We start from the raw sequence: 22,079 nt of genomic DNA, 5'->3' as shown, positions 1-22,079 counted from the left end.
AAGCGCCGGATGCTCCGGCGCCCCTGGCGAGTCAATGCACCACGCCGAAAATGGCCTTGACACCCTCCGCGGGCGTCAATCCCACGTCGAAGTAACCTTCGAGCCTCAATGCGGTCGCGTCGTCGAGTATGAAAGGCGGCCGGATGAAGCCCGTCGCGAAGGCGTGGTCGTACCATTCGCTCAGCCACGCGCGCAATGCCGCTTCGTGCACCGACAAGGTCCCCAGTTTGTCTGCGTTCATCGATGACTCCTTTGTCCGGCCTCGTTCATGTCATCAGACGAGCGGCTCGAAGCGCATTCTGCACAGTTTCTCTGCCGGCGGAAATACGTGCCACGTACCGTCGCTGTGCCGGAAAAAGAACAGCAGGATCGGTCCATCCGGTCGCCTGATTTCGACGCATACGCGGCAAGTCAGACCGTCCGCCGAACCATGCAGCGTGAGCACACGGACCGGAAGCGCGCCCGCCGTCGCCAGTAATTTCTCGCGCAGTCCGCGTAGTGAGCTTTTCGTCGCATCCACATCTGCCCCCGCACGTCAGATTTCCATTTGCCAATCGTGGGACAACGGCGAGGTTTCTTCAGTCAGCAGCGCCGGATTGTTGATTCGGGAAACGCTGCTTCGCGCCTCAGGATTTCCCTACCGGCACCGTCACTTCGTTACTCTGTCACCAGACCGTGCCTGATCGCATAGCGGATCAGCTCGGCGTTGTTGTTCAGGCCAAGTTTCTGCATGAGCCGCATCTTGTGAGTGCTGATGGTCTTGGCGCTGAGCGAACACGACTCGGCAATCTCGTTGATGCTCTGGCCGGCCGCCAGCATCTGCAACACCTGGAATTCACGGTCGGATAGCACTTCATGCGGCGGCGCGTCGCCGGAATGCGTTTCGAAGACCATCGCGTCGACCAGCTTCGGGTCGATGAAACGCCCGCCTCCCGCCAGCTTGCGGATCGCCGCGAGCAGCACGTCAAGATCGCTGTCTTTCGTCACATAGCCCGTCGCGCCCGCGCGCAGCGCGCGCGACACGACCTGTGCCTCGTTGTGGATGCTCAGCACGAGAATCGGCAAGGACGGCTGCTCGGCACGCACTCGCCGAATCAGATCGACCCCGCTGATGCCGGGCATCGTCATGTCCAGCAGCACCAGATCGAACCGCCGCGTACGCAGCCGATCGAGCACTTCCGAACCTTGTGCGGCCTCGGCGGCGACGACGATATCCGTGGTCGTCGCGAGAATCTGTTTCAGGCCGCCACGCACCACGGCGTGATCATCGGCAATCAGGACGTCGATCATTTTCTGCTGCGCCTGTAAGCGGAATGTGAATGGAAATCGCGGTGCCCATGCCCTGCGCACTGTCGATACTCATCGCGCCGCCGATCAGGCGGGCGCGCTCCTGCATGCCCAGCAGTCCGTACGAATAACCCGTACGCGCCATGGATGGATCGAATCCGCAGCCGTCGTCGCTCACGTGCAGTTCGAGCGCCGCCGCCGTGCTAGTCAGCGTCACGTCGGCACGCGTTGCCCGCGCGTGGCGACCGACGTTGGTGAGCGAAGCCTGAACGATCCGGAATACGGCTGTGGCACAAGCCTCCGGCAGCACGGGTTCCCCCCCGTTGATGTGCAACTGGCAAAGAATGCCATGGCGCCGCATGAAATCCTCCACCAGCCATTCCAGCGCCGACACGACCCCGAAGTTGAGCGCCACCGGCCGCAAATGGTTCGCGACATTGCGGACCATCCAGATGGTCTTTTCGACGAGTTCGCGCATGTCGTCGGCTTTGCGCATCGCCTCCGGATCGGTGCCGAGACGCATTTTCAGCAGGGAGACATCCATTTTCAGCGCGGTCAGCAATTGGCCGAGTTCATCGTGAATCTCCATGGCGATGCGCTTGCGCTCTTCCTCGCGAATCGCCTCCATGTACGCGGACAACTCGCGCAACTGATTGCGCGATTCGAACAACTCCTGCTCGATACGCTTGCGCGACGTGATGTCGTTCAGACCGACGTAGATCGCCGGGGCATCGCCGAAGGTCGCCACGCGCGCGGTCGCCATGGCCCAGAACGGCGAGCCGTCGGCGCGCCGCATATGCACTTCGCTGTTGCTGAAACTGCCCTCCGTGCGCAGATGCGACAGGAGCCGGTCACGGTCGCCGGCATCCATATAGAAATCGACGATGTTGGTCAACGGGCCCATGCCCGTATCGAGACCGACCAGTTTTCGCAACGGCTCATTCGCGTACAGAATGACGCCGTCGGGCATCGACGTGATGCACAGCGGAATCGGGCTGGTTTCGACAATCGTGCGAAAACGCGCTTCGCTCGCCTGCAACTTCGCTTCCGCCCGGCGGCGCTCGTCCACCTGAGCGGACAGCCGCGCATTCGACTCCGCGAGTTGCCTCGTGCGCTGCTCGACCGTCTGCTCGAGCGCGTCGCGCGCGCGCGACAATTCGGCCTCGGCCTCGTGGCGCACCGCCACCTCGTTCATGAGCTGGCGGTTCTGCACGACAAGCTGCCGGTGCATCACGCGCAACGCGAGATGCGTCTCGATGCGCGCCATCATTTCGTTGACACGGACTGGCTTCGCCACGTAGTCGACGCCCCCGGCCGAGAAACCCTCGACCATGTCTTCCGCGCCCGTCAAGGAGGTCATGAAAATGACCGCGATATCGCGCGTGCGCGGGTCCGCCTTGAGCCTCCGGCAAGTCTCGAAGCCGTCGATTCCCGGCATCTTCACATCGAGCAGGATCAGGTCTGGCGCGGAAAACAGCGCACGCTCCAGCGCCTCTTCGCCGTCGAGCGCAATGAGCACCCGAAAGCCGCGGTCCGTCAAACTGTCGACGACCACGCCGAAATTCGCCGGCGTGTCGTCGGCGATGAGGATCGTCGGCCGTTCTCGGGCCTCCGCGTTGGGCTCGTTCATGGCTTGCCCTCGAGAGTCAGATACCGTTCGACCAGATGGAGAATCGACTTCGACTGATAGTTGCGAGCCAGTGCACAGAGTTGCCCCGTGAAAGAGCCATAACGCGAATCGCGCGCCGCCAGGTTCTCGGCCCACGCGATGATTTCATGCATATCGCCAAGGCGCGCAAGATGATGCAATTCTTCCATCTGCCGCCGGGGCACGGCTGCGAGGCTAACCTCCGGCGTCACGTCACGCTCGGCCGGCGACGCATGGATCCACCTCAGCCCAAGTAGCGTGGCGATCTGCGCCAGCAGCGCTTCGAGGTCGACCGGCTTTGGCAGGAACGCGTTCACGCCCGCTTCCATGCTCATCGCCTTGTTGATCCCGGAAGGGCTGGCGGACATGGCAATGATCGGAACATGAGCGAACCCCTGCGATTGTCGCAGGTTGCGCGTCAATTCAAGGCCGTTCATTTCGGGCATCACGATGTCCGTAAGAATGAGTGCCGGTCGTTCGCGTTGCGCCGTCTCGAACCCATCGCGACCGTCTTGCGCCTCGACGGTGTCGAAGCCGAGACGGCCTAGCAGGTCTACAACGATCGCACGATTGACCTCGATATCGTCGACGACCAGCACCTTCCTGCGCGGCCCCTCATAGCCCGTCGCCGTGGACGAGAGCGACGCTGGGGCCGCTGTCTTGCGCAACACGGGCGTCACGCTCGCGGGCGGCAGTTCGAAGCGGAAAGTACTGCCCTGCCCGAGGCGGCTTTCCACCTCGATCTCGCCGCCCATTGCACGCACGAACTCACGGCTGATGGCGAGGCCGAGGCCGGTCCCGCCTGCTCGCCGCTCAGCCGCGCCCAGTTGTTCGAAGGGCTCGAAGATCGTATTCAGTTGATCGTGACCAATGCCCACCCCCGTGTCGCGCACTTCGAAACGGACGCGGTTTGCCTCTGATCTGGAGACAAGGAGGCTCACGCAACCGGAGTCGGTGAACTTGACGGCGTTGGCAAGCAGATTGAGCATGACCTGCCGCAAGCGTCGCTCATCGGCACGCACGCCGTCGGGCGCATCGTCCGCGAATTCGCAGATGAAGTCGAGATGCTTCTGCTCGGCTTTTACTTCGATGATGTCCCGAATGGCATCGACAAACCCCGCCAGCGGCACATCGTTTATTTCGACTCTCAGCTTGCCCGCTTCGATCCTCGCGAAATCAAGCGTGTCTTCGATCAACGTCAGCAGATGCTCGCCACTATGGCGGATGACCGCCACACGTTCTCGCTGCCGCTCGCTCAACGTGGCATCGCACTCGAGAATCTGCGCATAGCCGAGAATACCGTTCAGCGGTGTGCGCAACTCGTGACTCATGTTCGCCAGGAACTCGCCTTTGGCCCGATTGGCCGCTTCCGCCAGATTGCGTGCTTCGCGTTCAGCCGCCGTATTCTGCTCGTCGCGATACGCGCAGTGAAGCCGCGCGCCCATCGCATTGAATGCGGCCGCCACACGGTCGAGTTCGTCCGGCTCACGCCGTTTGCGGCGCTGGAGGCTGAACGGCCTGGGCGGTTCACGAAAATCGTAGTTCTCCACCGTACGCGCAATGGCCGCGACGTGCCGCATCACAAGACGGGACAGGATGTAGACGATGAACAGCGAGACGAAAAAAGTGTTGGCGGCCTGCGTGATCAGAATCGTCGCGGCGGTCCGCTTCAACTGCCGGTAGAGGTCGAGCAGCGTCGCCTCCACGTAGAGCTTGCCGATCTCGCGCTCCTTGCCCTGCACCCTGTAGAAGAGCGGAAACTCGCGAGCCATGACGGGACCGGCGGAGCGTTGACCCGCACTCAGGTAGGCAGATTGACCGGCTTTCCCCGCCTCGCGAATTTCCACGGCACGGATATCCGCGAGACGCAGAATGCCGTTCAACTCCAGTTGCAGTTGCGCATCGTCGAGTCGCCAGAGCGCTTCCGCCAGACTGTCGCGACTACTGCGGTCAATGTCCACAAGGCGATTGTCGATCTGCTTCACGCCCTGCTCGTAGTCGCGGTAAAGCTGCAGCCCGGTCAGCAACACCGTGACCGCGCAGCTGACGAGCAGCACGGTGACGAGAAGCCGTGATACAAGGCTGCTCCTGAAGCGGCTGATCAAACTCCACCATGCGTCGAAGAGGTTGTGCTTCATGCTTCCCCGCGAGTGCTACGGTTCTAGTTTCGTCTATTCTGCACTCGTTGCCGCTACACGGGCTCTGAACGGTCGGCCAGCGCTTTCGCAGGGTGGCGCTTCAACGTTTGCCTGCCCCAGTCAGCCAGTCACTCTCATTTGTCGATCCGCCCGGTGCTCGTTCCCGGTGAAACGCGTCCTGATTATTCTGACGAAAGTCTAGTTGACGTACATGTCCGTCGCGACAGCCGGCGAATCGTTGACCGCTCGCGGCAAGCAGATCCGCGGATACTGCAGGATCTCATCGATGCATGAGGTGACCTCCGCGAGGATCGGCCGGATGCGGCCACCGAGCGCATGGGGGTTCGACATCCGCAGCTCGCGCAATCCGTCGGACAACCGCTTCACGGACGCGTACCCCCTATCCGGCAATGGCCAGCAGTGCAGCAGGTAGCTGAGCGGTATGACGCTTCTGCTTTCACACCAGATGTCGAACAGCCGCTCGCACGCGGTGTCGAGGAATTCAACCGCGATTTCGCGGCTTTCTGAATGACCGTTCATAACGGGACCGTTGATATAGACGATTTCGATAAACCATCCTAAGGAGGCCGGGACCGGCACACAGTCAGGAAGCCCGGAAAAAAGCCCTTCCGATCCGCTGAAGATGCCGTCAGGAAATCCTGAATGCCCGCTGCACCCTAACAACGGGATTACACGATTTGTAAGTAAAGGCAGGACGTGGCAGGATGAAAAACCGCTCAGGCGAGAATCTGTGCGGACAAGCGCCAATCCGAGCGCACCACTGCTGTTTCGAGAAACCGACCATCCATGGATCGCAGGCGCTTTGTACTGGCAGCGCTGGCTGCGGCGGGCAGCACGCTGCGCGCGCGTGCCGCGCCTGCCGACTCTCCCGTCCACTTCGACATTGTCTATCCCCGCATTCGGCCCGCCCGCGACGTGCACGCCGCGTTTGCGCTCGCCGTGCTCGATCTGGCCATGAAGACAACAAACGTTTCGTACACGTTGCGGGCAGCCGACATCGAAATGGAGCGCGGTCGGGCGCTAGCCGAACTGGCCGGCCCCGACAACATGATCAATCTGCACTGGACGAGTATGGAGGCGCAAGCCGAGCGCGGCAGGAATGTCGTGCGGATTCCGATTCATCGTGGACTGATTGGCCACCGGCTATTCATCATCCGAAAGGATCGGCAAGCGGATTTCGACAAGGTCGAACGCTTCTCCGATCTGAAAGCATTCATGTGCGGGCAGGGACTGGGGTGGATCGATACGGATATCCTGAAGGCAGCCGGCCTGAACGTTCAGACTTCGACCTATGACACGATGTTCGAGATGACCCAGGGTGGCCGGGTCGACTATTTCCCGCGCGGCTTAGTTGAAGCATTTACTGAACTCGATGGCCGTCAGCACCAGGAGCCCGATCTCGTGGTCGAGAACCGGCTCCTGTTGAAATACCGATCGGATTTCATCTTCTATGTCGCCTCGGGCCACGAAGCATTGGCGGAGGCGATCGAAAGCGGGCTTACCACTGCGTATCGCAATGGCGCCTACATGCGACTGTTCAACTCCCATCATTACATTCAGGATGCGCTGACACGTGCAAAGATCGGATCGCGCCTGACCTTTACGCTCGACAACCCTTTCCTTTCCGAAGCGGACCGCAGAATTCCAGACAAGTACTGGATGAGCTGACGATTCGAGACTCCATATACGCGGCGGATGTTCACGCCGGCTCCATGCCGTGCACCAGCTTGACAGACGCCGCAAGGGGCGACGCAAGGAACGAAACGAATGCCTGTGCCTGCGCAGCTTGCGTGGACGCCACGCAAACCGCGGCTGAAAAAGCGGTGACGACCTGAATATCAGACGGAAGGATCCCCACCACATCAAGGCCGGGCAGGTGCATCAATTCGCTCAATTGCTGGAAACCGAGTTGCACCTCACCGCTCGCGACGAGTGAGCCTACCGGCACGCCCGGCGGAGCCTGCACAACGCGCGGCGCGATAGTCCCTGCGATGCCCCAGCGCTCGAAAAGCCGCAACAGATGCGAACCGCTCGGTCCGGTGGAATGGCCGATACTGCGGGCAGCCAGAATCGCACTGCGTACGGCGGGTCCGGTCGAGATGTCGGGATGCGCCGCGCCCGCCGCCACGGCGATTGCCACGTGAGAGCGGGCGATCTCCCTCTGACTGCCCGCCACGATCCGGCCGGCCGCCGCCAGCCGGTCGATTGCGTCGGCCGCCAGCACGACGACATCGAACGGCTCACCGTCCATCACACGCCGGGCAGCATCGACGCCGCCTACCGATTCGACCGACACCGATTGCCGCGAATCCTGCGCGTATCGTTCGGCGAGATCGGCGAGCACATTCCGGGTCGCCATTGATGAGATAACGGTGACCGTCTGCCCCATGGTTTGATCGATAGCCAAGTTACACGCCTTTTCAGTCGATATAGCGCAGCCCTGCTTCCTGCAAGGGCTCGCGCATGCGATACATATCCAGACCGAGCACGCCGGCAGCGAGCTTCGCGCGCTTCTCGGCCTCATTGGCTTCGCGCGCCGCCGCCTTGTCGAGCACCTTCTGCGCCGACGCCGCGGGGACCACCACGACGCCGTCTTCATCCGCGACGACGACGTCGCCGGGATTCACCAGCGCTCCGGCGCACACCACCGGAATGTTCACCGAGCCGAGCGTGGCCTTGATCGTCCCTTTGGCGGAAATCGCTTTGCTCCAGACCGGGAATTGCATGTCGGCCAGCACGCTTACGTCGCGCACGCCCGCATCGATGACGAGCCCCTGCGCGCCGCGTGCCTTGAAGCTCGTTGCCAGCAGATCACCGAAATAGCCGTCCGTGCAATCGGCCGTGACACCGGCAATGACAATATCGCCCGGCTGGATCTGTTCGGCGGCGACGTGCAGCATCCAGTTGTCGCCGGGCTGCAACAGAACCGTGACCGCCGTGCCATGGGCGCGCGCACCCGCGTAAATCGGCCGCATGTATGGCTTGAGCAGGCCGACGCGACCCATTGCCTCGTGCACGGTGGCCGTCCCAAGCGCACCGAGATTCGCAGCGACATCCTTCTGTGCTCGCTGAATGTTGCGATACACCACGCCTAATTCATACATGATCAAAGCCCCTTCATTTTCAATGCTGCATCGAGGCGCGGATAAACGCGCCGCGCGTTGCCTTCATAAATCTTGTACCGCTCGTCCGTATCGATCTGCGCGGACTCGATATAGCGCCGGGTGTCGTCGAAATAATTGCCCGTCTCGGGATCGATGCCGCGCACGGCGCCGATCATCTCGCTTGCAAACAGAATGTTGTCCACGGGAATCACGCGCGTCAGCAGATCGATGCCCGGCTGGTGATAGACGCAGGTGTCGAAGAAGACGTTGTTGAGCAGGTGGTCCTTCAAGAGCGGCTTCTTCAATTCCTGTGCGAGTCCGCGAAAGCGTCCCCAGTGGTACGGCACCGCACCGCCGCCGTGCGGAATCACGAAGCGCAGCGTTGGGAAATCGCGGAACAGGTCCGACGTGAGGCATTGCATGAACGCAGTGGTGTCGGCGTTCAGGTAGTGCGCGCCCGTTGTGTGGAAACACGCATTGCAACTCGTGCTCACGTGAATCATTGCGGGGATGTCGTACTCGACCATCTTCTCGTAGATCGGATACCAGTAGCGATCGGACAGCGGCGGGCTGGTCCAGTGACCGCCCGACGGGTCCGGATTGAGATTGATCGCCACGTTGCCGTACTGCTCCACGCATTTGACGAGTTCGGGAATGCAGGTGGCGACATCCACGCCGGGGCTTTGCGGAAGCATTGCAGCCGGAATGAAATGATCGGGAAACAACTGGCTCACACGGAAGCACAACTCGTTGCAAATCGCCGCCCACGTGCTGGAGACCTGAAAATCACCGATGTGATGCGCCATGAAACTGGCGCGCGGGCTGAAGATCGTGAGATCGAGGCCGCGTTCGCGCATCAGGCGCAACTGGTTGCTTTCGATCGATTCGCGCAGTTCGTCGTCGCCGATCTGCAATTCGGAAACTTTGGGCACTTCCGAAGGAGTGTTGATGCTCGCAATCTGGCGGTTGCGCCACATTTCCAGTGCTTTGGGTGCCGTTGTGTAGTGGCCGTGAATGTCGATGATCATCGTGACTCCGAACAGCGTTTGAATTGTTGCCGCAATGCCGGACGTGGCATCGCTCGATTACCTGGTCAGTGCGCCGTGTTGGGCTGCGCGGCCGGCTCGCTTACCCTGACCCGCTGGGCCAGCAGGATGGCCACCGCAGCCAGCGTTGCGGGCACCGCAAGCAGCGGGAGAATCGCGCTGAACTGCAAGCCGAGGCCGAGCAGCGCGCCGCCTATTGCCGAGCCGAAGATGCTGCCGAATCGCCCCATGCCCAACATCCAGCTCACGCCGGTAGCACGTGCGAGCGTCGGGTAGCGGCCTGGCGCAAACGCGTTCAACCCGGTCTGCGCGCCGCTCATGCAAAAGCCGGCTGCAAACACGAACCACGCCAGCGAGGACGACAAAGCGCCGATCCATCCAAGCGCAAGAACACACAGACCGCCGCCGAGATAGGCCGCACTGATGACCGGCGCCGGCCGCACTTTGTCCATCATCCAGCCGACAAGAACCGCGCCGATCGTTCCGCCGATCTGAAACATCGCCGTCACGTTGGCCGCCGACGTGACGGTCAGCCCCGCATCTTTCATGAGCGTGGGCAGCCAGCCCATCAACAGATAGATCACGAGCAGGCCCATGAAATAGGTCGCCCAAAGCGCCACGGTCATGAAGCCGTAGCCGTGCGAAAAGAGCACGCCGATCGGTTTGCGCGTCGGCAACGGGGGCTCGCTGGAAACAAAAACCTCGTCGCCTGTAAAGCGCTCACCGCACACCCGGCCCAGAGTCGCGCCGATACGCGAGGGCGACGCGCCGCGCACCGCCAGGAGACGGGCCGATTCCGGTAGCAGCCACACCTGCAAGGGGATCAAGGCGAGCGGCAGAGCGCCACCAAAGATCAATACCGAACGCCAACCATGGTCGGGAATGAGCCAGCCGGCAACAAAACCGATCAAGGCCGAACCCAGATTGAAACCAGTGAACATGATGGTGATCAACAGTGACCGCTTGCGCTGAGGTGCGTACTCCGAAAGCAGCGTGGTCGAGTTGGGCATCGCGGCGCCAAGACCAATGCCGGTCAGCAAACGCAGCGTGGCCATTTCCATAGGCGACCGGGTGAAGGCGGTCGCTATCGTGAACACACCGAAAAGGAAAACAGAAGTAATCAACACCCACTTACGGCCCACACGGTCCGAAGCAGGCCCCGCCCCGAGAGCGCCGATCACGAGGCCGAGCGGCGCCGCGCTCATCACCAGACCGAACGCGGGTCGCGAAATCCCCCAGTCGTGAATGATCGAAGGCGCCACGAAGCCCATGATCGCCACGTCCATGCCATCCGCCGTCACGACCAGGAAACACAGCGCCACCAGCAGCCACTGGTAAGGCGAAATGGATCGCCCGTCGATAAACGCCTTGATATCAATCGTTCTTCCGTTAGTCATTGTTGACTCCTGTCTCCTTCCTATATGTCTCGCCCGACGCAACGATCGCGAACGGCTCCGCAACGGCAACGCCAAAGCGGGTTTAAAGGCCCACTCGAACGATGGCCTGAGTGGCGCGGCTCAACGCGCCATCGGAACTGTTTGTGTTGTTGATCTGTGTCTGCGTCGCGGAATTACCGCTTGCATGGTTGCCATGCGATCCCGGTCAACTGCGCCTGTTCTCAGCTCACTCTTTCTTCGGGCTGTCCCAGTCAAGTTTTCTGGCGGTTTTTCCCGCCACCGAATACAGCGCGCCGGGCGCATTGCGCGTGCGCTGGAAAGCTTCCAGCGTTTCCCCGCGCATGGCGGCGTAGATGTGAAGATTCGATACGCCTGTCACGGCGCCCAGCTTCTCCAGCATGAAAAAGATAACGCCGTAGTGCAGCATGCCGCGCCAATCCCGGCGACGGATCAGGTCTCTCTCCTCTTCGGTCAGCGCGGCCGCTTCGAAACTTGCCTCGGGATCGCTCAGGAAGGCCTCGCGATGGGCCGGCTCCACCATCCGGTGAAGATAATCGTTGATCCGATACGCCCTCACGGCGAGTTCGATCGTGAACGGATAGGTGCCTTCGAGCTTCTCGATATCGGCAAGCTGCGTCGCCATCCGTTGCCGGTGGCGCTCCAGAATGGAAGGTTTCGTCTCACCTTCCTCGCCTTCATAGATGGCGGTCGCGATGCCCGCCATCGACGGCAAGTAGTAGCTGCGATGCTTGCATACGACGCTCGACGGCAACGCGCCCCGCATCGTGAGCCACATGATCACTTCAGCGCCCTCGAACCCGCCCAGTTCCGCATATTCGGCAATCGTCATATCAGCAAGTTGCTCGGGATCGCGTTCGAAAAGATCGAGAAAGCGCTGGTCCCATTCCGTGTTGTTGAAGCCGGCGCGCTCCCCATGAACCTGATGCGACAGGCCGCCCGTTGCGACGATCGCGACCTTGAGATCCTCCGGGTAACTCTCGATCGCACGCCTTAGTGCCTGGCCAAGCTTGTAAAAGCGCCGCGCGCTCGGCACTGGCACTTGCAGCACACCCATCTGCAACGGCACGAGTTTCACGGGCCATTCGGGGGTATGCGGGCAGAGCATCGATAGAGGCGAGAAACAGCCGTGATCGAGCGCCTTGTTCTGGAAGAAGGACATATCGAACTCGTCGGTCATGAGCGACGTGCCGATGTGCGTGGCCAGGCCCGGATGTCCGCTGATAGGCGGCAGATCCCGCGCGCCCCCTCCCTCGTCGGCGACCTTCCACTCAGGCCCCACGCCTAGCGCGAACGCCGAATAGTGGTCGAAGAAGAACGACGTGACATGGTCGTTATAGATAACCAGCAGCACGTCAGGACGCTTCTGCGCGAGCCAGTCCGCCAGCGGCGCGAAATTCTCGAAGATCGGAGCCCACACCGGATCGTCGCGCTTGTTCTTGTCGAAAGCAAAGCCAATGGTTGGTGTGTGCGAGGCCGCGATGCCTCCGATGATCCGTGCCATGCCCATACTCCTCAGAAATCTCAGATGACCGCCCATCGAGGCGCCTCAGGTGGCGAGCGCGGAGAATACGGCTAGGGCGGTCCGGCAACGATGGGGCTCACCCTAAGTCGTCGCGACCTGGATACCGCCAACCATCATCCCGCGATTCGCTTACACCCCTTTCCTTGCGCCGCCCATACTCCCGCGAAACCAGATGGGTCGGGTAACCGGCGCGGCTATCTTCCGCACAGGCTTTCGGATACAAATATAGGGAGTAAGCCTGCTCGAAGGAAGGGTGCGGAAACCACCGCCATTACCACCAAAGTTGGATAATTGATGGCCATTACCGACTCTTCGCTTGCGCGGCAAGTGCCGCGAAGCGCGCTGCGACAAGGGTTTTTGTAATCCCACACCGGCAAAGCTTCAACAATGGATCCCGCTGGGACCGTCCGGGCGCGATAAACAGAACAGATGCCTTATGAACCAAATCGCAATTCGGAATTCCAGAACACGGCCCCGTCCATGAGCAGCCACGAACTTCTCAACCTCTCGCAATTGCGCGCATTCCGAATGGTCGCCGACACGGGCAGCGCCACGCGTGCCGCCGCCGCCCTGTTTCGCGCCCAATCGGCCGTCACTCGGTCTGTCCAGGAACTCGAGTCGGCACTCGGCGAGCCGCTCTTTGTCCGCAGTCCGTCGGGCATGCTTCCAACGCCAGTCGGCCGGGCGATTCTCAAACGTTGCGAGCGGATTTTTGCCGAACTGGAGGAACTCGCGCAGTGGTGCTCGGCGCGGCAGGCACGCCGCCGCGCCGCGGCGGAGGGCGCGTTGCCGGCTTATCTGCTCAACACACGGCGGCTGCAACTGTTTGCGGCGCTCGCCCGCCATCGGCACATGCCCAGCGCAGCGAGGACCTTCGGCATCAGCCAGCCAGCCGTGAGCACCGCGATTCGCGTGCTGGAAAGCGGCTCCGGTCTGACTTTATTTCATCGTAGCCCGCGCGGCATCCTTCTCACGACAGAAGGCGAAGCGTTTCTGCTGCGCGTGCGTCGCGCGTTGAACGAACTAAGGCATGTACCCGACGACGTCGCGGCAACGCACGGTCAGATTCAAGGCACGGTGACAGTCGGTGCGTTGCCGCTCGGACGCACGCTGATCCTGCCAAAAGCGATCGCACGGATGACGAGGGAAAATCCAGGTGTGCGCACCATCACGAACGAAAGTGCCTACGAGGCGCTCGTTGCAGACCTGCGCGCGGGTGACGTCGACTTTATCCTCGGCGCGCTACGGGAGAACGACGCCGCGAGTGGCCTGAAGAACGAGCGATTGATGTCGTCCGACATGGCGCTGCTCGTACGCCGCGATCATCCGCTCGCTCATGCGCGCGATCTCAGCATCATGGACCTGCGCGACGCACAGTGGATCCTCCCGCGCAGCAACGCACCGGCTCTTGCGCTCTTCGAAAAACAGTTCAGGCGAATGAAGGTCAAACCGCCTGTGCCGACCGTGGAAACTGCGGACCTGGCAGTGATTCGCGGTCTGCTATTCGACACGGACATGATTGCCGCGCTGTCGGCCCACCAATTGCAACTGGAAATTCAGTCCGGACAACTGGCGATTCTCGACGTCAAGTTACACAACACGCGACGCGACATCGGCTTGACCATGCGCTCGACCGGCAGCCCGTCCCCGGCCGCGCGAGCTTTGATCGATGCGATCCGCGTGTCCGTTGTAGACGTGATGCGCACACACAGTGGCTGAAGTCCGGCAATTCGGCAGGCGTTTTCGACATGGCGAAAGCGATTCGCCAATTCCGAAAAACATGGAAGTTCGCGCGCTGCATCGCGGACTTTCAGGGGGAGGATTTGGCGAGAACAGTCCGCGGAGAAACAGAAAGACTCGCTGATTCCCTGGAGCACTCTCCAGGGAATCAGCGAGTCATCGATCAGATACTTTCCGGCGTAGCCGGAACCACACTGCAGTCAGTACGAAAGCCGTCGTGATCGCCGTGGGCGGGAAGCCGATCCTTGTCGGCTGCCGCACACGCGGATGGAGCGAGCTATTACGCACTCACGTCGAAATCAGTTGTGGCTGTAGTTGACGACAGGAGCCGAATACGAGCTGCGGGTCGTTTCCGAACGGCTGCCGGCCTGCGACGAACCATTCGTGGCCGAACCATAACCGCTGGTTTGGACGGCGCCGTTTTGCGCGGCTACACGAGCCTCGGCAGCTTGAATATCAGCCGGGTATTGGGGGTCGCTCGCGGTGGCCGGGTTGTAGCCGGCCTTTTCCAGCTGAACCAGCTCAGCGCGCACTTGCGCGCGCGTAACCGGCTGATTCGATTGAGCAAAAGCGGCGAGCGGTGCGGTGATGAGTGCGGCGATGACAGCGGCTTCGATCAGGGATTTCATGATAACTACCTCCAGAGATTGTTTTTGCCACGCTGCGAATCGGTTTGTCTGCAGCGGATGAACACAGTCTAGGAGTCAGTCTATTTAGGGTAAACCCCCAATCACCTAATTCACTGTTGCGATAATCGGGATAATTGCGTCGCGGGCCGGCGAATTGCCTCTCCGACGGCGGCAATTCGCCGGCCTTTGTACCGCCCGTCCCCTCTCGACTCGCGTTGGCGCTTCAGCGCCTTTACGCCGGCCCCATGGAAGGCTGCCGGTCGCTTCTCGGGCTCGCGCCGAAGCGCGCGCGGTACGTGCGCGAAAAATGCGAGGGCGACTCGAATCCGCATGCCACGCAAATCGAAGTAATCGACATGTCGGTCTGTTGCAGCAGCTCGCGCGCACGCGCGAGGCGCAACTGCAGATAGAAATGGGTCGGCGTGTCTTTCAGCGAGGCGCAAAAGAGCCGCTCGAGTTGACGCCGCGTCACGCCGATCTCCTGCGCGAGCCGATCCGGCGCGAGCGGCTCCTCCATATGCTGTTCCATCACGCCGATCACCTGAATCAGCTTGCGGTTGTGCACGCCGTAACGCGCGGCGATCTCCATGCGCTGATGATCCGAGCGCTGGCGGATCCGGCTCACCACGAATTGCTCCGACACCGCCGAGGCCAGCGCGGCGCCATGCTCGCGGCCGATCAGGTCGAGCATCATGTCGATCGATGCGGTGCCGCCCGCGCACGTAATGCGCCGCGCGCCGATTTCGAACAGCTCCTGACTGGCGTCCAGCGACGGATAACGCTCGCGGAACGCCGACAGCGCTTCCCAGTGCACGGTCACGTTGTCCGCACTGCCCAGCAGGCCGGCTTCGGCGAGCACGAAACTGCCGGTGTCGATACCACCGAGCGTCGCCCCCGCGCGGTCCAGTCGCTTCAGACAATCCCCCAGCGCACGCGTATAGCAGGCAAGAGGCTCGAAGCCCGCGACGACGAAGAGCGTTTGCGCCGCGGCCACGTCGCCGATGGCGGCATCGGCGTTGATCGAAATGCCGTTGCTGGCGGCCACCGGCGCGCCATCGACACTCAGAATGCGCCAGCGGTACAGATCGCCCTGAAAGCGATTGGCCACCCGCAACGGCTCCACCGCCGACATGAAGCCGATCGCCGAAAAGCCCGGCAACAAGAGGAACGACATATCTTCGGGCATCGTGCAAACACTCGATCAGGAGAGACGAAAACGCGGGCGGACGCGGGCTTGCGGCGAGCCTAGCAAGCAGCACGCAAGTGGGCAAGGCGCGTCAAAAATCCCGCCGCGGCGCTGTTGCACCCGCTGTACCACCCGCTGTTGCACTGCAAGACGAAGCGCCGCTGGTTTTCCCTCATAGTCGCGTGGAAGCAAGAACCGGTCGCTGGCGGTCGCTTTGCGCGGAATATGGGGCATTAACGTTACGTCATCGTGCAGTTCAGGCATCACACAGGCCGTATCGCATGTCCGGGGGCCGCTTCGCCAGGTTTCATCTGCTCAGGCGCGGCCCGGTTCGAAACACGCTGTTGAACGTGTCAGAAGAGGGAACATCATGAAGTTACGCATCAAAGCCGTGCTTGCCCATTTTGTATGCCTCGCGGCCGCGGCCGTTACCGCGCTGCCGGCCTTCGCGCAGGATCCGGCCGCCTGCCGCGCGGTGCATTTTGCCGACATCGGCTGGACCGACATCACTTCGACCACCGCGCTTGCTTCGACCGTGTTCGAAGGGCTCGGCTATCAGCCGGTGACGACCGTCGCCTCGGTGCCCATCTCGTTTGCAGGCCTGAAGAGCAAACAGCTCGACGTGTCGCTCGGCTACTGGTGGCCGGTGCAGGAAAAGGCGATCGCGCCGTTCGTCGATTCGAAATCGATCCAGGTGCTGCAGCCGCCCAATCTGACGGGCGCCAAAGCCACGTTCGCCGTGCCGAGCTACGAATACGACGCGGGCCTGAAAACCTTCGCCGACATTGCCAAACACCGTGAGCAGCTCGACGGCAAGATCTACGGCATCGAGCCCGGCAGCAGCGCGAATGCGGCGATCCAGAAAATGATCGCCAACAATCAGTTCGGCCTCGGCGGCTTCAAGCTGATCGAATCGAGCGAAGCGGGCATGCTCGTTTCGGTCGATCGTGCGATCCGCGAGAAAAAGTGGGTGGTCTTTCTCGGCTGGGAACCTCATCCGATGAACATCCAGATCGACATGAAATACCTCACCGGCAGCGACGGCGTGTTCGGTCCCAACGACGGAGAAGCACGTGTTTATACACTGACGTCCCCCGACTTTCTGACGCGTTGCCCGAACGCGGGCAAGCTCGTGAGCAATCTGCGCTTTTCGACGCAGCTCGAAAACGTGGTCATGCAATCGGTCATGAACAAGGAAAAACCGGCCGACGCTGCCAAAGCCTATCTGAAGAAAAACCCGCAAGTACTCGACGCATGGCTTGCCGGCGTCAAAACCTACGACGGCAAGGACGGCTTGCCCGCGGTCAAGGCTTATCTGGGGCTTTGATCCCGACAGTCGCGCATTTCAATCCACAGGAACTAGCACGCATGAATCATGAAGTCATCGTGACCTGCGCGGTCACCGGCGCAGGCGATACCGTCGGCAAGCATCCGGCCATTCCCGTCACGCCGAAACAGATTGCCGAGGCCGCCATTGAAGCCGCCAAGGCCGGCGCCACCGTCGCACACTGCCACGTGCGCGATCCGAAGACCGGACGCGGCAGCCGCGATCCGCAGCTGTATCGCGAGGTGGTCGACCGCATTCGCTCTTCGGGCACGGACGTGATCATCAACTTGACGGCCGGCATGGGCGGCGATCTGGAGATCGGCCCAGGCGAAGACCCGATGCGCTTCGGCGCGGGCACCGATCTGGTCGGCGGCATGACGCGCCTCGCGCATGTCGAGGAGTTGCTGCCGGAAATCTGCACGCTCGATTGCGGCACGCTCAATTTCGGCGACGGCGACTACATCTATGTATCCACACCCGCGCAATTGCGAGCCGGCGCGCAGCGCATCCAGGAACTCGGCGTGAAGCCGGAACTGGAGATCTTCGATACGGGCCATTTGTGGTTCGCAAAGCAATTACTCAAGGAAGGCTTGCTCGACGCGCCGCCGCTGTTTCAGATTTGCCTCGGCATTCCCTGGGGCGCGCCCGCCGACACCACGACCATGAAAGCCATGGCCGATAACCTGCCGCCCGGCGCGCAATGGGCCGGCTTCGGCATTGGCCGCATGCAGATGCCGATGGTCGCGCAGGCCATGCTGCTCGGCGGCCACGTGCGCGTCGGCCTCGAAGACAACATCTGGCTCGACAAAGGTGTGCCCGCAACGAATGGCACGCTGGTGCAACGTGCGGTGGAAATCATCGAACGGCTCGGCGCGCGCGCGCTGTCGCCCGCCGAAGGGCGCCGCAAGCTGGGCCTGCCCGCGCGTGGCGAACGCCAATTGGAGCGGCGCGCGGCGGGACAGTACGCGTGATCGTGCGCCACGCGCGTTGCCGGCACGGCGGCGCGTATCGCAATCAGATAACACACAGGCAAAGGAAACGTCAGCAATGGCAGTGATCGTCGATATCAAAACATTCGCGGCAATCGGCGTGGGCGTGATCGGCAGCGGCTGGGTGGCGCGCGCGCTCGCGCACGGGCTCGATGTTCTCGCGTGGGACCCGGCGCCGGGCGCTGAGAAGCAATTGCGCGAGAACATCGCGAACGCCTGGCCGGCGCTGCAGCGCGTGGGATTGGCAGCGGGCGCGTCGCCGGAGCGACTGCGCTTCGTCGACACGATCGAAGCCTGCGTCGGGCAGGCGGACTTCATTCAGGAAAGCGCGCCGGAGCGCGAGGCATTGAAGCTCGCGCTGCATGAACAGATCAGCCGTGCGGCAAAGCCGGATGCGATCATCGCTTCGTCGACGTCGGGTCTTCTGCCGAGCGACTTTTATGCGCGTGCGGTGAGCCCGCAGCGTTGCATTGTCGGCCATCCGTTCAATCCGGTGTATCTGTTGCCGCTCGTCGAAGTGGTGGGCGGCGAACGCACCGCTCCGGAAACCCTCGACGCCGCGCAACAGGTGTATCGTGCTCTTTCGATGCGGCCGCTGCGGGTCCGCAAGGAAGTGCCCGGTTTCATCGCTGACCGCCTGCTCGAAGCGCTGTGGCGCGAGGCCTTGCATCTGGTCAACGAAGGCGTTGCGACCACCGGCGAAATCGACGACGCGATCCGTTTCGGCGCGGGCATCCGCTGGTCGTTCATGGGCACGTTCCTCACCTACACGCTGGCGGGCGGCGATGCGGGCATGCGCCACTTCATGCAGCAGTTCGGACCGGCGCTGGAGTTACCGTGGACTAAACTGGTCGCGCCGAAGCTGACGGATGAACTGATCGACCGGGTCGTGGACGGCACGGCTGAACAGGTCGGCCCGCGGTCGATCAAGCAGCTGGAACGTTACCGCGACGATTGCATTACAAGTGTGCTGACGGCGATTGCGGAGGCGAAGGCACGGCATGGCTTGCTGCCGGCCGATTGATGCCTCGAAATGCGAGGCGTGAGCCGTGAGCAGCACTACGTTCGCCCACAACCGACGCCTTTGATACAAAACACAAAGAGGACTGCCGATGCCGCAACCTGCTGCCCTGCCCTGCTATCGCGATACGGTGCGGGCCGAATGGGTCGATTACAACGGCCATTTGCGCGACGCGTTCTATATGCTGATTTTCAGCTTCGCGACCGACGCGCTGATCGACCTGATCGGTTTGCCGGACGCAGTGCGCAAAGAGCGCCGGCGCTCGATCTACACGCTCGAAGCGCACATCAACTATCTGCATGAGATCAAGGAAGGCGCGCAGGTGCGCGTCGACATGCGGGTGCTCGGCCACGATGCCAAGCGCCTGCATCTCTACCTGGAGATGTTTGCCGGCGACGGGGTCGACCCGGTGGCCGCGGGCGAGCAGATGTTGCTGCATGTCGATACCGGCGGGCCGCGCGCCGCCGCGTTCGATCCGAATGTCGCCGCGCACGTTCGCGCCTTGGCCGACACGCATGCCGCGATGCCACCGGCCAGGTTTGCCGGCCGCGTGATCGGCTTGCCCGCCGCCACGAAACCCAGCGGGATTGAACATGCTTGAGCCAGAGATTGCCGCGTTTATCGAAAGAACCGCTGCGATTTATTCAGGGCATTCGACTTCGCTGACGCCGTCCGAGCAGCGCCAGATCTACGACCGGTACGCGGCGGCGTTCACGCCCGCGCTGCCCGATAACGTCGCGACCCAGGACGCCGCGTTCCAATCCCGCGCGGGCCATTCGATCGCGCTGCGGCTGTACCGCAACCGCGCAAGCCGGCGCGAAACGCCGCCTGGCACCGTGCTGTACTTTCACGGCGGAGGCTTCGTACTCGGCTCGCTCGACAGCCATCAGGTCATGACGGCGCGCATCGCCGCGGACACCGGTCTTGACGTGATCGCGGTCGACTACCGGCTCGCGCCCGAACACCGCGCCCCAGCCGCGCACGACGATTGCCTGGAGGCCACGCTCGCCGCTTTGGCAGGACGCTTACCGTTCGATTTACAGTCCGGCGCCACGCTGCAACTGGCCGGCGACAGCGCCGGCGCCACGCTCGCGGCCAGTGTGGCGATGCGCCTGCGCGATGACGGCATTGTGGGCCTGCGTGGCCTTGCGCTGGTCTATCCGATGCTCGGCACCGACCCTCAGCCGCCCGCGCGTGAAACCGAAGCGCATGCGCCCATGCTCAAGCTGGCGGATGTTCACGCATTCCGCGATTTTTATTGGGGCGCACACCCGCCGTACCCCGCGTGGACCATCCCGCTCGACGCGACACGCTTCGACAGCCTGCCGCCGACGCTCGCGATCGGCGTCGAACACGATCCGTTGAGAGATGACGCGCGCGTGTTTGCGGAGCGTATCCATGCAGCCGGTGGAGAAGCGCAGCTGTGGATCGGCGCCGGACTCGTCCACGGATGCTGGCGCGCTATTGAATCCAGCCCAGGCGTGCAGAGCTTGCACGCGGAGGTGTGCCGTTTTCTACGCGCGCACGCGGCACCGGCGTCTTCTGCCGGTCAGCGCTGAGGTTCGCGCGGCGAGCGGCTCGGCGCCTTGCGCAGCGCACGGTCCGCGGGCGTATTCGGCGCCGGCAACCGCACCGTGAAGGTGGTATGCGTGGCGCTTATCGAACTGCACTCGATACTCCCGCCCAGAAGCTCCGTTGCGCGACGGCAGAACGCGAGCCCCATCCCCGCGCCGCTGCCGTGACGTTTGGTCGTGAAAAAAGCGTCGAAGATATAGGGCAGAACATCGGGTGAAATGCCCGGCCCGGTGTCACGGAATTGCAGCACGCAAAAGTCCTGATCCTGAGCGGCGCTGATCGTGATCTGACCATCGCCGCCCAGGCGGATCGCATGCAACGCGTTTTTCAGCAGGTTGAACAGCACGAAGACCACCACCGTATCCGAACCCGAGAACGCCATGGCGGGATCGATGGGCGTCACCGTGACGCGTGCCCGCTCGCCGCTGTGAAACGGATACCGTTCCAGCGCCGACATCACACATTGCCGCACCGAATGCCGGCTGAAACCGCTGCGGTCCAGGCGATCGAGCGTGTAGGACGCGAGCGCCATCTCAACCATCGCGCTGGTTCCCGAGACTTCGCGCCGGATTGCCGTCGCCAGCTGGCCGATGCGCTCGGTTTGTCCGGATGGGTCATGGTCATCGTAAATCCCGTGCGTGACCGCCATCCGGTAGCCGTTGAACACGTGAGACCACACGCTGGCGATCTCGTCGGCGTGCATGCCGATGGTCGCGAGCGGCGTCGATATCTCGTGCGCGATGGTCGCCGCAACGGCATAGGGGTGAATCAGGTGATAGCGGACGATGGTGATCGCCAGCAGCGCGAGGCTGAGGCCGATGAACAGGACGCCCGGTGGATAAAACCCGTAGCCGTAGTTGACCGCGTAATCCACCGCTGCAAACGAGTACAGGCAAAGGCTCGCCAGGCACAAGTCGAGGCGTCTGCGCGCGTGCCCCTCGGCCTTGCGGCGCGCGGCGAGCAGAAGCTGCCCACTGCGCACGGCCAGCAACACGGTCTGCACGACATGCAACGGATGCAGCGGCCCGGCGACCGGATAGAAGCCGAAGAAGAAGCGCTGATAGCCGGCCACCACTTCGTTGCCGGGAAGCAGTATCGCAAGGACGAAGCACAGGCCGTACGACGCGAGCAGTATTGGCCGCTCACGGCGCTGCGCCACCACCTCCGTGACGAAGTGATAGAACGTGGTGGGTAGAAAGAGAATGAAGAGATAGCCGCACCGGACCAGCATTTCCGCGGTCTGCGGGTTGTCGGTCTGGAACAGCAGTGTCCAGGTGCCTTGCCAGGCGAACGTCGCCGCGCACATCAGGATAAACGGCGTGAATAGCCGCGTCGCCCCCTGCGTAATCAGTACGTACAGGCCGAACACCACGAACATCGCGGACACGAAGGCTGTCGGAATTGCGTACATGTGGCTCAACGTGTCGG

At 62.3% G+C, this 22,079-nt stretch carries 20 protein-coding genes; 7 read left to right on the top strand and 13 right to left on the bottom strand.

Going from position 1 to position 22,079, the window contains the following annotated elements; all coding sequences use genetic code 11:
- Positions 1 to 31: 31 nt before the first annotated feature.
- The 5 genes from BLW71_RS33340 to BLW71_RS42440 all read right to left on the bottom strand — a co-directional run bounded on the left by BLW71_RS33340 (position 32) and on the right by BLW71_RS42440 (position 5,841).
- A complete protein-coding gene (locus tag BLW71_RS33340; protein WP_091807236.1) occupies positions 32 to 241 on the bottom strand; it encodes a hypothetical protein in 210 nt (69 codons plus the stop codon).
- 416 nt (positions 242 to 657) lie between these two features.
- Entirely contained in the window at positions 658 to 1,290 is a 633-nt protein-coding gene (locus BLW71_RS33330) for a response regulator (protein ID WP_091807231.1), read from the bottom strand.
- Positions 1,265 to 2,917, bottom strand: coding sequence for a response regulator (locus BLW71_RS33325; protein WP_091807229.1), 1,653 nt, complete (start codon positions 2,915 to 2,917; stop codon positions 1,265 to 1,267). Before BLW71_RS33325 ends, BLW71_RS33330 begins: the two co-directional genes overlap by 26 nt.
- Positions 2,914 to 5,073: an ATP-binding protein gene (locus tag BLW71_RS33320; RefSeq protein ID WP_091807226.1), complete on the bottom strand. Its 2,160-nt coding sequence runs from the start codon at positions 5,071 to 5,073 to the stop codon at positions 2,914 to 2,916. The genes BLW71_RS33325 and BLW71_RS33320 overlap by 4 nt, the downstream gene beginning before the upstream one ends.
- 198 nt (positions 5,074 to 5,271) lie before the next feature.
- Positions 5,272 to 5,841 (bottom strand): hypothetical protein, encoded by a 570-nt coding sequence (locus BLW71_RS42440; protein ID WP_286162178.1) that lies wholly within the window; start codon positions 5,839 to 5,841, stop codon positions 5,272 to 5,274.
- Positions 5,842 to 5,880: 39 nt separating this feature from the next.
- On the opposite strand from BLW71_RS42440, the gene BLW71_RS33310 reads away from it, so the two are divergent.
- Positions 5,881 to 6,762 carry a transporter substrate-binding domain-containing protein gene (locus tag BLW71_RS33310; protein WP_091807222.1) on the top strand — a complete coding sequence of 294 codons (882 nt, stop codon included), beginning with the start codon at positions 5,881 to 5,883 and terminating at the stop codon, positions 6,760 to 6,762.
- 31 nt (positions 6,763 to 6,793) lie between these two features.
- Here BLW71_RS33310 and BLW71_RS33305 read toward each other — a convergent pair whose 3' ends face one another.
- From BLW71_RS33305 to BLW71_RS33285, 5 genes are all read right to left on the bottom strand, one after another.
- Positions 6,794 to 7,483, bottom strand: coding sequence for a substrate-binding domain-containing protein (locus BLW71_RS33305; protein WP_091807220.1), 690 nt, complete (start codon positions 7,481 to 7,483; stop codon positions 6,794 to 6,796).
- Between the two features lie 31 nt (positions 7,484 to 7,514).
- Entirely contained in the window at positions 7,515 to 8,198 is a 684-nt protein-coding gene (gene ligK / locus BLW71_RS33300; RefSeq protein ID WP_091807218.1) for a 4-carboxy-4-hydroxy-2-oxoadipate aldolase/oxaloacetate decarboxylase, read from the bottom strand.
- Positions 8,199 to 8,200: 2 nt separating this feature from the next.
- Positions 8,201 to 9,226 (bottom strand): amidohydrolase family protein, encoded by a 1,026-nt coding sequence (locus tag BLW71_RS33295; protein ID WP_091807216.1) that lies wholly within the window; start codon positions 9,224 to 9,226, stop codon positions 8,201 to 8,203.
- Positions 9,227 to 9,291: 65 nt separating this feature from the next.
- A complete protein-coding gene (locus BLW71_RS33290; RefSeq protein WP_091807214.1) occupies positions 9,292 to 10,641 on the bottom strand; it encodes an MFS transporter in 1,350 nt (449 codons plus the stop codon).
- Between the two features lie 226 nt (positions 10,642 to 10,867).
- A complete protein-coding gene (locus BLW71_RS33285) occupies positions 10,868 to 12,163 on the bottom strand; it encodes a gallate dioxygenase (RefSeq protein WP_091807212.1) in 1,296 nt (431 codons plus the stop codon).
- A gap of 501 nt (positions 12,164 to 12,664) precedes the next feature.
- Here BLW71_RS33285 and BLW71_RS33280 point away from each other — a divergent pair.
- On the top strand, positions 12,665 to 13,903 hold the full coding sequence (locus tag BLW71_RS33280; protein ID WP_091807210.1) for a LysR family transcriptional regulator: 1,239 nt from the start codon (positions 12,665 to 12,667) through the stop codon (positions 13,901 to 13,903).
- Between the two features lie 320 nt (positions 13,904 to 14,223).
- On the opposite strand, the gene BLW71_RS33275 is transcribed toward BLW71_RS33280, so the two are convergent.
- Positions 14,224 to 14,553, bottom strand: coding sequence for a DUF4148 domain-containing protein (locus BLW71_RS33275; protein WP_091807209.1), 330 nt, complete (start codon positions 14,551 to 14,553; stop codon positions 14,224 to 14,226).
- 232 nt (positions 14,554 to 14,785) lie between these two features.
- On the bottom strand, positions 14,786 to 15,739 hold the full coding sequence (locus BLW71_RS33270) for a GlxA family transcriptional regulator (RefSeq protein WP_091807207.1): 954 nt from the start codon (positions 15,737 to 15,739) through the stop codon (positions 14,786 to 14,788).
- Positions 15,740 to 16,109: 370 nt separating this feature from the next.
- On the opposite strand from BLW71_RS33270, the gene BLW71_RS33265 reads away from it, so the two are divergent.
- From BLW71_RS33265 to BLW71_RS33245, 5 genes are all read left to right on the top strand, one after another.
- Positions 16,110 to 17,066: a choline ABC transporter substrate-binding protein gene (locus BLW71_RS33265; protein WP_091807205.1), complete on the top strand. Its 957-nt coding sequence runs from the start codon at positions 16,110 to 16,112 to the stop codon at positions 17,064 to 17,066.
- Positions 17,067 to 17,107: 41 nt separating this feature from the next.
- Complete coding sequence (gene cdhC / locus BLW71_RS33260) at positions 17,108 to 18,037, top strand: 3-dehydrocarnitine:acetyl-CoA trimethylamine transferase CdhC (protein ID WP_091807203.1); 930 nt, start codon at positions 17,108 to 17,110, stop codon at positions 18,035 to 18,037.
- A 76-nt stretch (positions 18,038 to 18,113) separates the two neighbouring features.
- Entirely contained in the window at positions 18,114 to 19,079 is a 966-nt protein-coding gene (locus BLW71_RS33255; RefSeq protein WP_091807201.1) for an L-carnitine dehydrogenase, read from the top strand.
- Positions 19,080 to 19,167: 88 nt separating this feature from the next.
- Positions 19,168 to 19,677, top strand: a complete 510-nt coding sequence (locus BLW71_RS33250; protein WP_091807198.1) for a thioesterase family protein — start codon at positions 19,168 to 19,170, stop codon at positions 19,675 to 19,677.
- Complete coding sequence (locus BLW71_RS33245) at positions 19,670 to 20,635, top strand: alpha/beta hydrolase (protein ID WP_091807196.1); 966 nt, start codon at positions 19,670 to 19,672, stop codon at positions 20,633 to 20,635. Before BLW71_RS33250 ends, BLW71_RS33245 begins: the two co-directional genes overlap by 8 nt.
- Here BLW71_RS33245 and BLW71_RS33240 read toward each other — a convergent pair.
- Positions 20,626 to 22,062 (bottom strand): sensor histidine kinase, encoded by a 1,437-nt coding sequence (locus BLW71_RS33240; RefSeq protein WP_091807194.1) that lies wholly within the window; start codon positions 22,060 to 22,062, stop codon positions 20,626 to 20,628. The two genes, BLW71_RS33245 and BLW71_RS33240, sit on opposite strands and share 10 nt — an antisense overlap.
- Between the last annotated feature and the right edge of the window lie 17 nt (positions 22,063 to 22,079).

This window comes from Burkholderia sp. WP9, assembly GCF_900104795.1.
In the GTDB taxonomy this organism is placed as follows: domain Bacteria; phylum Pseudomonadota; class Gammaproteobacteria; order Burkholderiales; family Burkholderiaceae; genus Paraburkholderia.
This window is presented reverse-complemented; position numbering and strand designations above follow the sequence as displayed.

Coding starts and splice junctions, on each gene's coding strand:
- BLW71_RS33340 (WP_091807236.1), bottom strand. CDS start 241: ATGAACGCAGACAAACTGGGGACCTTGTCGGTGCACGAAGCGGCATTG.
- BLW71_RS33330 (WP_091807231.1), bottom strand. CDS start 1,290: ATGATCGACGTCCTGATTGCCGATGATCACGCCGTGGTGCGTGGCGGC.
- BLW71_RS33325 (WP_091807229.1), bottom strand. CDS start 2,917: ATGAACGAGCCCAACGCGGAGGCCCGAGAACGGCCGACGATCCTCATC.
- BLW71_RS33320 (WP_091807226.1), bottom strand. CDS start 5,073: ATGAAGCACAACCTCTTCGACGCATGGTGGAGTTTGATCAGCCGCTTC.
- BLW71_RS33310 (WP_091807222.1), top strand. CDS start 5,881: ATGGATCGCAGGCGCTTTGTACTGGCAGCGCTGGCTGCGGCGGGCAGC.
- BLW71_RS33305 (WP_091807220.1), bottom strand. CDS start 7,483: ATGGGGCAGACGGTCACCGTTATCTCATCAATGGCGACCCGGAATGTG.
- ligK (WP_091807218.1), bottom strand. CDS start 8,198: ATGTATGAATTAGGCGTGGTGTATCGCAACATTCAGCGAGCACAGAAG.
- BLW71_RS33295 (WP_091807216.1), bottom strand. CDS start 9,226: ATGATCATCGACATTCACGGCCACTACACAACGGCACCCAAAGCACTG.
- BLW71_RS33290 (WP_091807214.1), bottom strand. CDS start 10,641: ATGACTAACGGAAGAACGATTGATATCAAGGCGTTTATCGACGGGCGA.
- BLW71_RS33285 (WP_091807212.1), bottom strand. CDS start 12,163: ATGGCACGGATCATCGGAGGCATCGCGGCCTCGCACACACCAACCATT.
- BLW71_RS33280 (WP_091807210.1), top strand. CDS start 12,665: ATGAGCAGCCACGAACTTCTCAACCTCTCGCAATTGCGCGCATTCCGA.
- BLW71_RS33275 (WP_091807209.1), bottom strand. CDS start 14,553: ATGAAATCCCTGATCGAAGCCGCTGTCATCGCCGCACTCATCACCGCA.
- BLW71_RS33270 (WP_091807207.1), bottom strand. CDS start 15,739: ATGCCCGAAGATATGTCGTTCCTCTTGTTGCCGGGCTTTTCGGCGATC.
- BLW71_RS33265 (WP_091807205.1), top strand. CDS start 16,110: ATGAAGTTACGCATCAAAGCCGTGCTTGCCCATTTTGTATGCCTCGCG.
- cdhC (WP_091807203.1), top strand. CDS start 17,108: ATGAATCATGAAGTCATCGTGACCTGCGCGGTCACCGGCGCAGGCGAT.
- BLW71_RS33255 (WP_091807201.1), top strand. CDS start 18,114: ATGGCAGTGATCGTCGATATCAAAACATTCGCGGCAATCGGCGTGGGC.
- BLW71_RS33250 (WP_091807198.1), top strand. CDS start 19,168: ATGCCGCAACCTGCTGCCCTGCCCTGCTATCGCGATACGGTGCGGGCC.
- BLW71_RS33245 (WP_091807196.1), top strand. CDS start 19,670: ATGCTTGAGCCAGAGATTGCCGCGTTTATCGAAAGAACCGCTGCGATT.
- BLW71_RS33240 (WP_091807194.1), bottom strand. CDS start 22,062: ATGTACGCAATTCCGACAGCCTTCGTGTCCGCGATGTTCGTGGTGTTC.